This is a genomic window from Bacillota bacterium (genome assembly GCA_013314855.1).
GTDB lineage: Bacteria > Bacillota > Clostridia > Acetivibrionales > DUMC01 > Ch48.
On the sequence record JABUEW010000107.1, the window covers coordinates 1 to 14,803 of the forward strand.

Annotated in this window: 7 protein-coding genes; 5 read left to right on the forward strand and 2 right to left on the reverse strand. The window is 35.1% G+C overall.

Features of this window, described 5'->3' with window-relative positions; all coding sequences use genetic code 11:
* Positions 1–328 (reverse strand): type II toxin-antitoxin system prevent-host-death family antitoxin (locus HPY74_15810; protein NSW92110.1); only part of this gene is annotated, 328 nt, incomplete at its 3' end.
* Positions 329–620: 292 nt separating this feature from the next.
* Between HPY74_15810 and HPY74_15815 the strand changes: the two genes are divergently transcribed.
* From HPY74_15815 to HPY74_15835, 5 genes are all read left to right on the forward strand, one after another.
* Positions 621–2,942, forward strand: a complete 2,322-nt coding sequence (locus HPY74_15815) for an AraC family transcriptional regulator (GenBank protein NSW92111.1) — start codon at positions 621–623, stop codon at positions 2,940–2,942.
* Between the two features lie 258 nt (positions 2,943–3,200).
* Positions 3,201–4,118 carry a sugar ABC transporter permease gene (locus HPY74_15820; GenBank protein ID NSW92112.1) on the forward strand — a complete coding sequence of 306 codons (918 nt, stop codon included), beginning with the start codon at positions 3,201–3,203 and terminating at the stop codon, positions 4,116–4,118.
* 15 nt (positions 4,119–4,133) lie between these two features.
* Positions 4,134–5,030 (forward strand): carbohydrate ABC transporter permease, encoded by an 897-nt coding sequence (locus HPY74_15825; GenBank protein NSW92113.1) that lies wholly within the window; start codon positions 4,134–4,136, stop codon positions 5,028–5,030.
* Positions 5,031–5,120: 90 nt separating this feature from the next.
* Complete coding sequence (locus tag HPY74_15830; protein ID NSW92114.1) at positions 5,121–12,419, forward strand: S-layer homology domain-containing protein; 7,299 nt, start codon at positions 5,121–5,123, stop codon at positions 12,417–12,419.
* A 99-nt stretch (positions 12,420–12,518) separates the two neighbouring features.
* A complete protein-coding gene (locus tag HPY74_15835) occupies positions 12,519–14,222 on the forward strand; it encodes an extracellular solute-binding protein (GenBank protein ID NSW92115.1) in 1,704 nt (567 codons plus the stop codon).
* Between the two features lie 129 nt (positions 14,223–14,351).
* On the opposite strand, the gene HPY74_15840 is transcribed toward HPY74_15835, so the two are convergent.
* The coding region (locus HPY74_15840; GenBank protein NSW92116.1) for a Uma2 family endonuclease at positions 14,352–14,803 on the reverse strand (452 nt) is incomplete at its 5' end.

Consider the following 14,803-nt stretch of genomic DNA (forward strand, 5'->3'; position numbering starts at 1 on the left):
GCAGGTATATTTCACCATCAATATACTCGTATCTTTTTTCGCTTGCTTCTGAGATTTTTAAAAACTCTTCATAGGAAACCTTCATACCGCTATATAAGTATTCTGCAGCACTGTCGTGTATCACAGAGTCACATTTATTTTTTTCACTATACTTGCTTTCTTCATTACAATTACCCTTTTCATTAGATTCATTCTTAGATATATTTTCCTTATATTGCACTAACATGGCGACCCTTTTTCCGTTTTTGGTAATTATAATGTCCTCCGTTTCCGAAAACTTAAGGTATTTACCGAAACTATTCTGTAATTCCGTAGTGGTAACAATCATAAAATTCACCTCTTCAATATTAATTTAGCTAATTATATAAATATTATACCTATAATATTTATATAATGTCAATAGATTAGCTAGAATAATATCTAATATGTGTTGGTATCTGTACGATTTATAAATTTTTAACTTGATGATAGTTGTATTGAGTGTTACAATAATAATAAATTATTATTAATAATAATTTATTATTCGCAGGTTTGAGTGAAGATACTGTTAATTTATGTGGGTTATTAAATAATTAAGGTTTTGACTTATTCTGTATATTTCCTGAAAGGGGAATGATTGGATGATAAAAGGTAAAGTTTTTATTAAATATTTATTTTCCTATTTAGCAGTACTTTTTATTCCAATTGTTTTGATTAGTATTTTTATTTATTCACAGTTTATTACGCAATTTAAAACAGAGGTTATTAATTCTACTACAGGAATGCTGTCTCAGATACGTGACTCTATGGATAAGCATCTTGAAAGCTTTGCGAGTATTACATCTAATATTTCGGTTAACCCACAAGTTACATTTCTTCTATCCAAGGACAATGTTGGCGAGTCGGACATATACCCCTACATACTTAATGCCATTAAAGAATTAAACAAATATAAAAATGCAAATTCTGTAATTGAAAATATTTTCTTGTTTATTAACAGTGAAAATATGGTATTAAGCGATACAAGTAAATATGATTTTTATGATTTTATTAATAAAATATACAGGTATGAGAATATAGGCGCTGAGGAGTTTAAGAAGGTATTGGGAAATATTAACAATGAAACTATTTTACCTTCTCAGACAGTATGGCAGGATAGCAGAAAGACTCAAATTATTTCTTATATCCATCCCTTACCTATGAGAGATCCTTTCCCTAAGGCTGTACTTATGATGACCATAGATGAAACACCTATAAAGCGTTCTATGGAGAATGCGTTAAGAGAATATGGGGGTTATGTTTGTGTATTAGATGTTAATAATAATATTATTATTTCTAACAAAATAGGTGACTTTCTTTTTGAGGATAATAAGAGAGAAACTCTACTGTCATTATTAAAAGAACAAAAAGATAGCAACTATTATATAACGCACGATGGTTTTGTTATTTCTTCAGTAAAATCCCAAAAGAATGATTGGAAATATATATCTATAATTCCGTCTTATAGAATACTTTATAAAGTTAATAGAATAAGAAAAATGATGATATTTATTTTAATTATAACTTTTGCTGTAGGGTTTATGGCAGTTTATTATTTTTCACGTAAAGGTTACAATGATATAAAGAGAGTCTTGAAGGTTATCAAAGATTATGAGCAATATGAACAATATGGTCAAAAAGAAAAATTGGAAGGTTTTAACAATGAATGGGATATAATTAACCATGCGATTGTAAAGTATATAAGTAAAAATAAGACTCTCCAGGAACGAATTTACGAACAAATACCCATGATAAAAAATAGTTTTTTCAGGCGTTTATTAAAGGGGCAGCTTTCGGACGAAAAAAGTGTAGATGAAATGCTTGCTTTCTTGGAGCTCAATAATATAAAAGGATATAAGTTCGGAGTTTTTATAATAGAAATCGACAATCATAATGTCAGCAATGTTTCCGGAAGCAAAGAACCGATACTGGAATTTGTACATGCAACTATAACTAATGTAATAGAAGAGTCAATAAAGCCGGACAGTTTTATATACACTATAGAAGATGAAATGTATAGAATAAATGCCATTATCGGTTTAGATAGTGGAAGGGATAATAATTTGTACCTTTTAACCATGATGCAAAAGATTAAAGAATCGATTAAAAGTAAATTGGGTTTTACTATAACTATTGGCGTAGGCGGAATTTGCCATAATATGGTAGATTTGTATGAGTCTTATAATGAGGCTTGCAAAGCTTTAGAATATAAAATTGTTATGGGAAGGGATTCCGTTATAAGTTATGATACTATTTGCAGACGATTAAATAAAAAAATAAGTTTTTCGTTTAAGCAGGAAAAAGAATTAATTAATTTTTTGAGAATGGGAGAATATGAAAAAATACAGGAAATACTGGATGATTCAATTAATACAATTAAAAGAGAGCCGGTTTCAATTGATGTAGTAAAATGTATTTATTTTGATATTGTAAATACGGCAATGAAAGCTGCTGAAGAGTTGAATATTGAAGATGAAATTGAATCCTTATTTTTGAGTAAGTTGAATGAAATGGAAACGGTGGATGAAATTTATAATGCAGTATCTAATTTCTATAAAACTTTATGCAAACAAATAAGGGGTGCTAAGATATCAAAGAATATTGAATTAAGGGACAAAGTGATTGAATATATAGATAAAAATTATAACGACAGTATGCTTTCCGTAGAAAAGATAGCTGATTATTTTTCAGTTTCACCTTCTTATCTAAGCAGGTTTATAAAAGACCATATAGGTTACTCCATTACTGATTATATCCATGAAGTCCGTTTGCAAAAGGCAAAGGAGCTTTTAAAAAATAGTGAAAAGACTGTTGCCGAGATAGCAGAAGAAGTTGGGTACAACAGTTTGCATAATTTTTCACGGGTGTTTAAACGCTATGAGAATATTACGCCTACAGAATATAGGGCATCGGCAAATCTATAATAAAATTATATAATAATAGTTACATATAATAATTAATAATGACACAAATTGTTTAATACGAATAAATTGTTAAATTTATATACATACATGTGTTGCCAACTATATCCGGCATGTCATTTGATTATTCTTAGAATTTGTTAAAAGCGAACATGAATTGGTACTTTACATGAAATATTCTTGTACACTATACTATATAAGGAAAGTTGAAAGAAAAGTTGGAAGGAAATCTTGAAAGAAAGTAGAGAGGAGAAGATATAGTTGGCATCGGCGAACACAAAGGCACTGCATGATTTATACCGCTCAAGGTATCTTTATATTTTAATTACTCCTGTTATAATTTACTATTTTATTTTTCATTATATTCCTATATATGGCGTAATTATTGCATTTAAAGACTTTAATGCAATAAAGGGAATACTTGGAAGCCCATGGGTTGGCCTAAAACATTTTAAGGCTTTTTTTGAATCGGTGTTTGCTTTTCGATTAATACGCAATACTTTAGCTATTAATATATATGATCTTGTAGCCGGATTTCCAGTCCCTATTATACTTGCTTTATTAATAAATGAGGTAAAGAATAAGTATTTTAAAAGAAGTGTACAAACTATAGTATATATGCCGCATTTTATTTCAGTTGTAGTAGTCTGTGGGATGATTGTATCCTTTTTATCTCCCAGCACAGGGTTTATTAATGGATTTATAAAGGCTTTGGGAGGGAAGCCCATACATTTTCTTGCAGAACCGGGATGGTTCAGGACGATTTATGTATTTTCGGGAATATGGCAGTCTGCAGGATGGGGATCAATTATATATCTTGCTGCTTTAGCAGGAATTGATATTGAGTTATATGAAGCTGCAACAGTAGACGGGGCAACAAAATGGCAGAAAATTAAACATATTACTTTTCCGGGCATTCTTCCTACCATAATTATAATGCTTATATTAAGAATGGGAAGTATTTTCAGCGTAGGATTTGAGAAAATTATGCTTTTATATAGCCCCTTAACCTATTCTACGGCAGATGTCATATCAACATATGTATACAGACAGGGTATTTTAAATGCTGATTACAGTTATACTTCTGCAATTGGTTTATTCAACTCGATTATTAACTTTTTAATGCTGATTACTGTGAACAGGATTAGTCGTGCAATCAGCGAAACTAGTTTATGGTAGAAGAGGTTATTGATTATGGGAACTGTAGGAATAAAAGAAACAGCAGGAGAAAGAATTTTTTATGGAATTATAATATTTTTATTGGTTATAGCGTGTGTTGTTGTACTATATCCTCTTATCCATGTAGTTAGTGTTTCTTTTAGTAATCCATATGCTGTTATGGCTAATGAAGTAGGATTGCTCCCTAAGGGTTTTACATTGGAAGGTTACCGGAGGGTTTTCCAAAATCCTGATATTTGGAGGAGTTATAGAAACACTATCGCTTATACTGTTGTGGGGACTTTTATTAACATTGTATTAACATCTGCAGGAGCTTATGCTTTGTCAAGAAGGGATTTTTATGGAAGAAAAGTATGGACATTTTATTTTACCTTTACTATGTTTTTTGGTGGTGGATTAATACCTACATATTTATTGATTCAAAAGCTTAAGTTAGTAGATACCTTTTGGGTAATGGTTATTCTTGGCGCAGTAAGTACTTGGAATATGATAATTATGCGGACATTTTTTCAGAGTAATATTCCTATATCTTTACAGGAAGCGGCAATTATAGATGGCGCTAATGATTTGAAAATATTTATAACTATCGTTATACCGTTATCTACCCCTATTTTAGCAGTAATGGTACTATTTTATGGAGTTGGACACTGGAATGCATTTTTTAATGCACTAATTTATTTGAATGACAGGGGTAAATATCCTTTACAATTAATTCTTAGAGAAATACTGCTTCAAAACCTTTTAAATGCCAGGATGGCAGAGGGTTTGGGTTCAGCTGCGGAACAGGAATTTATAGGAGAAAGCATCAGGTATGCATCCATAGTAGTAGCTACATTGCCTATAATGATGGTATATCCTTTCCTGCAAAAGTATTTCGTTAAAGGCATTCTTATTGGAGCGATAAAGGGTTAACCCCGGCGGCAGAGTAAATCAACGGTAAATAAATTAGTGAGAATATAAAACTATAAAACTTAAAAAATTTAAAAAGGAGGTTATGTTTGCATGCGATGCCAAAAAATTATAAAAGGATTCCACCGGAAATATTGTGGAATTTGTATAAGGATATTGGTATTTTTGCTGATTTTCAGTGTAATAAGCACCAACATGTTTTTAGAAAGTCTTGTTGTGCTGGCAGAAAATGTACAAATGCCAAATTTAGCAATAAATCCTGGATTTGAGAATGATTTGGCAAATTGGAAACTTACTATAAAAACTGCAACTATTGAAGTGGATAATACAGTATCCTATGAAGGCTCGAAGTCCTTGAAAGTGACGGCACAAAGTGGACAGAGAGGTGTAATTGATCAAGAGTACATTGCGGTTGACCCTAATAGTATATACTTACTTAGTGGTTATATAAAAACGGAAAATTGGACTCCAAGTACAGCTGAAGCAACACTAGAACTGTATTATTATGATTCTAACAAAACTTATATTACGGGTACTTACATGAAAGTGGTAGCACCGACAGGTACAAATGATTGGCAGAAGTTTGAGGTACCAGTTTTAAGTCAAGCTCCGGGAGCATCATATGTACGATTAAGGTTAAATGCCAATAAGGGAGTTGGAACGGTGTGGTTTGACAACATATCTTTTACAAAGATTGTTAACCCACAAGATCTTGCTTACATAACTGTTACGGCAGAAAAAACCCAATTAGAAACGGGAGATACCACAGTATTAAATATTTCAGGGGTACTGGGAGACGGGAGTGTTGCTGACCTTTCTCAGGCAGAAATTGTTTATATCAGTGATGCACCTCATGTAGCTACTGTAGAAAATGGGGTAGTAACTGCTATGGGTGCAGGGCAAGCAAACATTAATGTTAGAGTAACATTGAATGGAAAAACAGAACAAGCGTCGATCAGCTTTACAGTGGTCGGAAAAGTGTTGACTGTTATATACAATTTCAAGGATGGAATTGGTTCTACAATTGAAAACAATGGATGGAAAGTTGAAGAATGTACGTCATCATACAGGGATCAGCCTTATGGGATACAGGTACAGTCAAACAAAATTGGCGACTATATTAAATTTGCCATAAAAGTTCCTGAAGATGGGTACTATACGGTTAAATTTACAGGTGCGGGTGCAAGCGGTGGCGCTATTTCTGAATTGTTTATAGACAATATGTATGTAGGCCAAATTGATTTTTATTCAGCAGTATATATTCCTGCACAAGATCCCTTATTTCTTAAAACTTTGTGGCTTAGTAACGGTATTCATTATTTTACAATTAAAACCGTGGGTAAATCTCTTTCTTGGGGATATAACATGTACCCGGGTGAAATGGCACTTATAAGAAAAGAGAGTCTGCCCGTGCTTGAAACTGTAGAAGCTACAGTAAGCAAAACAGAGCTCGCTGTAGGGGAAACAGCAGTAATCACTGCTGTAGGAGTAATGAGTGATGGTTACAGGGACCTCTTGAGAGATGATGATGCAGTTGTGGAATATGTAAGCTCTGATATATCAATAGCTCAAGTTGATGGAAAGGGAATAATAACTGCCAAGTCTTCAGGAAATGCAGATATAACTGTAAAGGTTACCATGAACGGAGTTACAAAGGAGAAGGTATTTCAAATTACTGTAAATGATAAGGTATTGGAAACTGTAGAGTTTACACTTGAAAAAAACGAAATTCCTGCAGGTTTGTCAACAAAGTCGCAAATAAAAGCAAAGCTCAATGATGGCAGTGATGTTAACCTTAAAGATACTGAAATTGTATATAGGAGTAGTAATGAAGCTGTTGCTACCGTGAGTGAAAATGGTGTGGTAACTGCGGTAGCGGAAGGTACTGCTGTCATATATGCCGATGTGACCCTTGGGAATACAACTGTTACTGGTGAAGCTCAGATTTACGTCGTTCCAGTCAGACTTGAGGCTATTACGGTTACTATTAATAAAACCAGCCTTTTTGTAGGACGCCAGGCAGTAGTAACTGTAACAGGAAAAATGAACAATGGAACAGAAGCTGATATGGCAAATGCTGAAGTTGTTTTCAGCAGCGAGGATGAGTCTATCCTGTCGGTTGAAGAAAAGAACGAGGATAATGGGGCGATAACTGCCAGGTATGGTATTGTAACCGCTAAAAAACCTGGAAGTGCTAAAGTTACTGTTAATGTTACACTTGATGTGGTTACCAAAAGTGGCGATACTGATACTATAAAAGTTGAAAGCACTGAAGGTATTACTAACACTAAAACAAGAAGCACTTACTATACACCTGAAAAAATTGAAGCAGCGCGTGAAAATATTCAGCTATATGACTGGGCAAGGTCTATTAGAGACGGAGTTGTTGAAGAAGCAAACAAGTATGTAGACAAAGCAGAAATTTTGTGGAATATGGTGCCACCGCAGAGCATACCAAGAAGTATTACTGTTAATCCACAATATACATGCCCTGCATGTGGAGCGGATTTACGGGCAAAATACGGAAATTATCCATGGATTATGGATCCAATTAATGATCCATGGAAAGTTAAATGCCCAAATTGTGGTATAAGGTTCCCAAGCAACGATTTTGAAGCATATTACAAAAGTGGATTAAATGAAAATGGTATTTTTGATCCCAACAAAGCAGATCCTAACTACCTTAAAAATACTCTTTATCCTGAGAAAGGCGAAGATTGGGGAGTAGATAATGGATATGGTTGGATTGCTCCTAATGGGGTTAAACAGACATTTATAGCATATTATGCTCATTGGGGGATATGGTATTCAACAGGTATTATTCAAAGAGCTCTCGATGCTTTAAGAGATGCTTATATATACACAGGTGATATTAAATATGCTAGAACTGGAACAATATTGCTGGATAGAATTGCAGATGTATATCCTGATATGAACCTGGCAGTATATAAAGATGCAGATGGATACCGGAATTCTCACGGAGGGACAGGAGAAGGCAAAGTTGTAGGATGTATCTGGGAAACAACTTTGACGCAGTCTTTCCTTAAAGCTTATGATGCTTTCTTCCCTGCCATGGATGACCCGGAACTGATTAATTTCCTTATGAAGAAATCTGCCCAGTATGACTTGGATAATCCTAAAAATACTGGTGCATTAATACGGAAAAACATTGAAGATGGAATTGTAAGACAGATATATCCTGCAGTTAAAAGCGCTAAGATCCGCGGTAACTTTGGTATGCATCAGGCTTCTCTTGCACTGGCTGCAGTAGTACTGGACAGCAATCCTGAAACAAAGGAATGGCTTGATTTCACCTTCCAGGCAGGTGAATTTCTATCAGGACCCTACCGTATAACGGGAGGAGATATCATGGCTACATTGGTTAATAAAGTTGATAGGGATGGACACGGTAACGAAGCAGCACCCGGGTATAACATACTATGGTTAAGGCAGTTAAAACAAGTAGCGGATGTGTTGGACGGATATGATGGTTATCCTGGAGCAGACCTTTACCAAAATCCAAAGTTTATGAAGATGTTTTCCGGAATGTATCCCCTTATACTTTGTGAGCGTTATACAGCGCAGATAGGTGATTCGGGAGGAACTGGAAATACTGGGCTTGTTGTAAGCATATCAGATGCTGTGGAAGGATTTATGAAATTTGGGGATCCGGTTTTAGCTCAATTGGCTTATTTCTTAAATAATAATTCTGTTACGGGATTGCATGGCGGCATCTTTACTAAAAATCCTGAGGCTGTAGCTTTTGAAATACAAAAAGTAATTGATGAAAAGGGAAAACTTGAACTGGGTAGTGACAATTTACCAGGATATGGATTTGCTGTACTGAGGGATGGAAAGAATAACAAGCAGTTCTTTGGATATCAAATTCCTTTTGCTATACTCAGTGCCTTTGATAATACTGCAGGTTTTAAATTCTTTGAAAACAGTGGAACAATACAGTTTGAAGCGGATGCTCCAGGGCATCGCATAAGCTTTAAGTTCAATGTACCCAAAACTGATATTTATGAAGTTGATATTAATCCTTTCAAAGCAACAAGTTATGGAATTTATGACATAAAGATTGATGGAGAAAAAGTTGCCACTGTTGACTTTTATGGAGGAAGTGGAGCCAGCTCCAATCTGGAAGTTGTTGCGAATATGGAGCTTACTGAAGGGGAACACATTATTACATTTGAAGGTGCAGGTAAAAATGAAAATGCAAGCGGATATAAAATGGGTGTTATTCATATCATACTCTTTGACGAGGAAGCTCTCAGAATAAAGAATGACAGCAGCTTAATTGATACCCAAAGAGATTTCTGGATGTATTATGGCCGTACAAATACTTCGCATGCCCACAGGGACCAGCTAAATCTGGGTGTACATGCATATGGACTTGATCTTTCTCCAGATTTGGGATATCCGGAGGAAACTGGAGAGCAGCCTCACAGAACTGAGTGGGTAAGTAATACTGTAAGTCATAATACGGTAGTAGTGGATGGTACAAAACAAAAAGATTATTATGGTGGTTTCCCTCTACACTTTGACAGTACAGATATGGTAAAAATAATGGATGTTGATTCTAGTGGTGCATATGACCAGACTGAAATGTATAGAAGGACTGTCGTCATGGTCAAGGTTAATGAAGAAATCTCCTATGGTGTGGACTTCTTCAGGGTTGAAGGAGGTAAAGACCATTATTACAGCTTCCACGGGGCAGAAGCTACAGTGACTGCCGAAGGTCTTAATTTAGTGCCGCAAGCAGATGCCAATGGGCAATATGTAGGAACTTACGCCGGGAGAGATGTGGAATTTGGTGTGAGACCTGCCAATGACAGTGCACCTGGATGGGGGTATAAAGGATCAGGATTCCATTGGCTCAAGAATGTTGACAAAGATGAAAATCCTGGAAATATTTTCAGCATAGATTGGGATATTATAGATACAAGAAAAGTACTTCCTCAACCTATGGATATTCATCTAAGACTTACAATGCTGGGCGAGTATGACGATGTAGCCATCATGGATGGTCAGCCCCCAAAGAAACCTGGCAACCCTGCATGGCTCAAATACATGATAGCTCACCGCAGCGGAGAAAACCTTAAGAGCACATTTACAGCAGTTATAGAACCTTATAACGATTCAAGGTATATTGAATCCATAAGTGAAGTTCCGGTGACAGTAAACGGAGAAGCAGCTGTTGGAGATGTGAAAGCAGTAAAAGTAGTACTTAAGGACGGACGTACAGACTATATAGTAAGCTCTTTGGACAAAGACACTGTTTATACAGTGGATGGGAAGTTCCAATTTAAGGGATTCCTTGGAGTTTACTCGGAAAAAGGCGGAAAGCAAGTATACGGATATGTAAACGATGGGACTATAATTGGGAATATAGTATCTGAATTGCCGGCTGTTGTTGAAGGTACAGTAAAGAGCTTTACCAAGGAATTAAGCATTAATAATGAGCTTACAATTAAAATAGCAAATGATGTTAACGTAGATAAATTAGTAAATGAATTAATAGGTAGATTTATTTACATTAGAAATGACGGTTTACAGAATGCAGCTTATAAGATTAATGGAATTAAGACAGTTAACGGAAATGAAGTGACAATTGATCTGGGAGCAACTACTTTAATTAGAAGTTACATTGATTCAAAAGATATGTCGCAAGGCTTTAACTACAATATTGCAGAAGATAACACATTTGTAATACCTATGTCGTTTGAACATAATAAATCCGATGTATCAATTGAGCCGGAACCGGAACCCGAGCCTTCACCGGAGCCAGTTACACCACCTGGGCAACAAACCGGAACTGGAAAACCTACTAAGCAGGAGGTAAAAGATAAGATAGAAGAAACGTTTAAAAATATTGAAACAGAGGATAATGATAAAATACTAGAAACCATAAAAGAAATTGTTGAGCATACAGAAGACCTTAATGTAGATGAAAAGGAGAGTTTGAAAGGTGACTTAAGAGTCCTTGTAGAAAAAACTTTGGAGAAAGTATCAGTTGTTGACGTAAGTAAACTTGCTGAAAAAAGTGGAAATGTAATTATAACAGAGATTGAAAACAAAAAAAAGATAGAAATAGACGATAGTGCAATTAATGATGTTATAGCTTTAATAGAAAAAACTTTTGAAAGCATTGCAAATACGTTTGAAAGAAAAGGGTTTAATGAAATATCGGAAAAGGTTGTTTCGAAAAACAAGGAAATAAGATTTGCCAGTGAAGCAAAAAAAGAACTGAATTTCGAGCTTACTGTAAAATCAATTGATGGACTTTCTTCGAAAGGAATAGCCCTTGTAATAGATGCAGGTGTAGATAAAGAAAAGGTTAATAGTATATCATTTGTAATTCCTCCAAAAGCATTAGATTTAGAATATATAACGAAGTATTTAAAAGACATGAAGGAGGAAATCAATGATGATGAAGAAATAAAGGGAAGAAAAGTATCAATTGTAATTAAAAAAGTAGAAGAAAAGGAAAGCCAAAAATATGAACAAGCAGCAAAAGTTAGAGAACAAGGAAACGCTACATTTTCACCTGTATCTGAAAACTTTGATTTATCTGTTATGTTGCTTAAAGGCGGTAGCAAAACAGATGATAATAATAGCAGGAGTAAAGAAGGAATAGAAATAGAAAAATTTAACGAGAAACTGGCTATAGAGATACCTTTAAAGGAAGAAGTATTGAATAACATAAACAAAGAAAAGCTTGGAGTTTACCGCTACAATTCTGAAACTAAAGCATGGGATTATGTAGGGGGTAAAGTAAATCCAAATACAAAAAAAATATCGTTTAAAACTAACCATTTAAGTGTATATGCAGTTTATGAGTACAATAAAACTTTTAAAGATATTGAGAAAAACTGGGCAAGAGAATATATAGAAGTACTGGCAGCCAAACATATAGTACACGGCGTAAATGATGAAAGTTTCCAGCCTGACAGGAATGTTACAAGGGCAGAATTTACAAAAATGTTATTAGAGACATTGGACCTTGTAGATCCAACTGCAAAGGCGACCTTTACTGATGTGGATGAAAATGCATGGTACTATAAGTATGTAGCATCAGCTCAGAAATTAGGAATTGTAATGGGGACAATAGGAAACCGCTTTAAACCTGAAGAAATAATCAATCGGCAGGACATGGCGGTAATAGCTTACCGAGCTGTTAAAGCTGCAGGAACAAGTCTACCTGAAGTAAAAGAGTATAAGGAGTTTACTGATAGTGATAAAATTGCAAATTATGCAAAAGAGGCTGTTAAAGCATTGCAGCAGGCGGATATCGTTGAAGGTACCGGTAGGAACATGTTTATGCCGAAAAATAATTCTACAAGGGCTGAAGCAGCAAAGATTATATATAAATTAGCCCAACAACTTTAATATTATTGATTATACTGGACAACAAGCAAAATTTAACAATTTTGCTGTGTTAATAAAAAATTATTAAAACTATATTAAATTTATAAGGAGGATGTTAGCATGAACAAAAAACTATTAAAGGCACTTTGTTTACTAATGGCTATGTTTATGTGTGTTGGAGTACTTGCTTCATGTGTTAAAAAACAAACTGCAGAATCAAAAACTGAACCTCCAGCACAAACACAACCTAAGGAGGATACTACAACAAAGAAGGAAGACACCAAGCCTAAAACTCCTGAAGAAATTCTTGCATCAGGTGATTTGATTAAACCTGATCCAAACATTAAATTCCCAATTTCAGAAAAACCAATTAAGCTTAGATTCATGAAACCATATATTATGTATGATACCGAATATGGAGAATTGGCAATCCTAAAGGATTATGCCAAAAAAACCAATATTGAAATTGAATGGGATATTCCTCCTCAGGCTAATTTTAAAGAAAAGTACACCCTGGCAATGAATACAGGAAATCTTCCTGACGCTGTAATAGCACCTTTGGATGTTGAGAAATACGGACAGCAGGGTGCATTCATCGACTTGAAACCTATTATTGAAAGTTATATGATTAACTTAAAAAAGGCTTTTGAAAAATACCCCTATGCAAAAAAAGTAGTTACTACCGATGATGGTAAAGTTTACAGTATGCCTTATATATATCAGTTTGTAGCAGGAAATAATGTAATGATGGTTAGAAAAGATCTTTTGAATAAATATAATCTTGAAATGCCCGTAACTACTGAGGATTGGTACAACGTAATGAAAACATTAAAAGAAAGGGAAGGAATAACTCCTTTCAGCGGTTATGGCGAAAGCGGTAAAGGGATGAACGCTGCCATCAGTATGATTGCGGCATGGGGTGTCTACCCTCATGGGTTATATATAGCTGAGAAATTGTATCCGAACGATAATAAAGTACACTATGGACCTATTGAGCCACGCTTTAAAGAAGGGATTGAGTGGTTGAGGAAACTTTATGCAGAAGGTTTAATTGATCCGGAAATTGTGACCAACGATTCAAAAGCGTTCCAGGCAAAGGCTCTTCAAGGAAAGGTTGCATGCTGGCGAGGCTGGATAAATAGCGATATGAATGTTTTGAATACAACAGCCCAAAAAGAAGGAAAAACTGAAGATCAATTTGCTGTACGTGAAGCACCCATAATGAAGGGACCATATGGTGATCAATTCCACATGTGGCCCGATAATCCGGTAATTCCCAATGGCATGGTAATAACTTCTACAAACAAATACCCCAAGGAAACTGCAATATGGGCAGACTATTGGTATGGCGAAGTTGGACAAACATATGTATATGGTGTTGAAGGTGTGACCTACACAATTGTAAACGGTGAGCCGAAGTGGACTGATTTTGTTCTGAAAAACCCTGATGGCAAAACCATGAATGAAGTCAGGGGCATGGTAACCTTCGGAAGAAGTATATGGCCTACCATATTCCAGCCCTGGAGCCTTACTGCTGCAACAGTGCCAGAATACGTTGAAGTTGACAGAAAGAAGTACCGTGATCCTGAAAAATTTGTATTACCAATAGTTCCAGGACTATCATTCTCTGCGGAAGAGAACAGTCTGATTAGTCAAAAACTTACAGATATACAAACTTATGTAGATGAGGCATTAGTGAACTTTATATTAGGCAAGAAGCCTATGAGCGAGTGGGATAACTATGTTTCAACTGTAAAAGATATGGGCATTGACAAAATTATTGAAATTTATGAGAAATCTTATGAAAGATGGAAGAAGAGATAAGAAGCAGAGGTAAGATGAGAAAAAGTTAAAAGAAAAGCTTGAAAGTAGAGAAAAGGGAAATTAAAACAAAACACGTTTTAGCCAAAAAACCTACCCCTTTTAAAGGGGGTAGGTTTTTCTGGCTTTTACTCATGCAAATATCTCTTCCAGCTCAATTCCAAGGCCTTTGAATACGGCTGATTCGACTCTGTCGCTGCCTTTATAGCCTCGCATGGTTTCAATGTCGCCATCATTGAAACCATAAACATATGCTTCTTTGGAATCTGTATTTACAATCCAGTATTCTTTTACTCCTGTCAACATATATAAGTTTAATTTCTTGATTAAATCCTTAACCTTTGTCGATTCGGAGAGCACTTCCACAACAAGGGTGGGTATACCTTTGTACCTGCCCTTTTCGTCAATATTTTCTTTATCACAGATAACCAGGATATCCGGCTGTACCACATTAATATTGTCCTTTGATTTATATAAGGTAACATCAAAAGGAGCGCTTAAAGGTTCGCATTCTTTACCTCTAAACCAATTTGCAAAAGCAGTAAGAATCTCCTTTACTGCCTTTTGATGTGCGTAAAAAGGTG

What these genes read in the sequence shown, in the direction of transcription:
- HPY74_15825 (NSW92113.1), top strand. Translation starts at nt 4,134, where the DNA reads ATGGGAACTGTAGGAATAAAAGAAACAGCAGGAGAAAGAATTTTTTAT.
- HPY74_15835 (NSW92115.1), top strand. Translation starts at nt 12,519, where the DNA reads ATGAACAAAAAACTATTAAAGGCACTTTGTTTACTAATGGCTATGTTT.
- HPY74_15815 (NSW92111.1), top strand. Translation starts at nt 621, where the DNA reads ATGATAAAAGGTAAAGTTTTTATTAAATATTTATTTTCCTATTTAGCA.
- HPY74_15830 (NSW92114.1), top strand. Translation starts at nt 5,121, where the DNA reads ATGCGATGCCAAAAAATTATAAAAGGATTCCACCGGAAATATTGTGGA.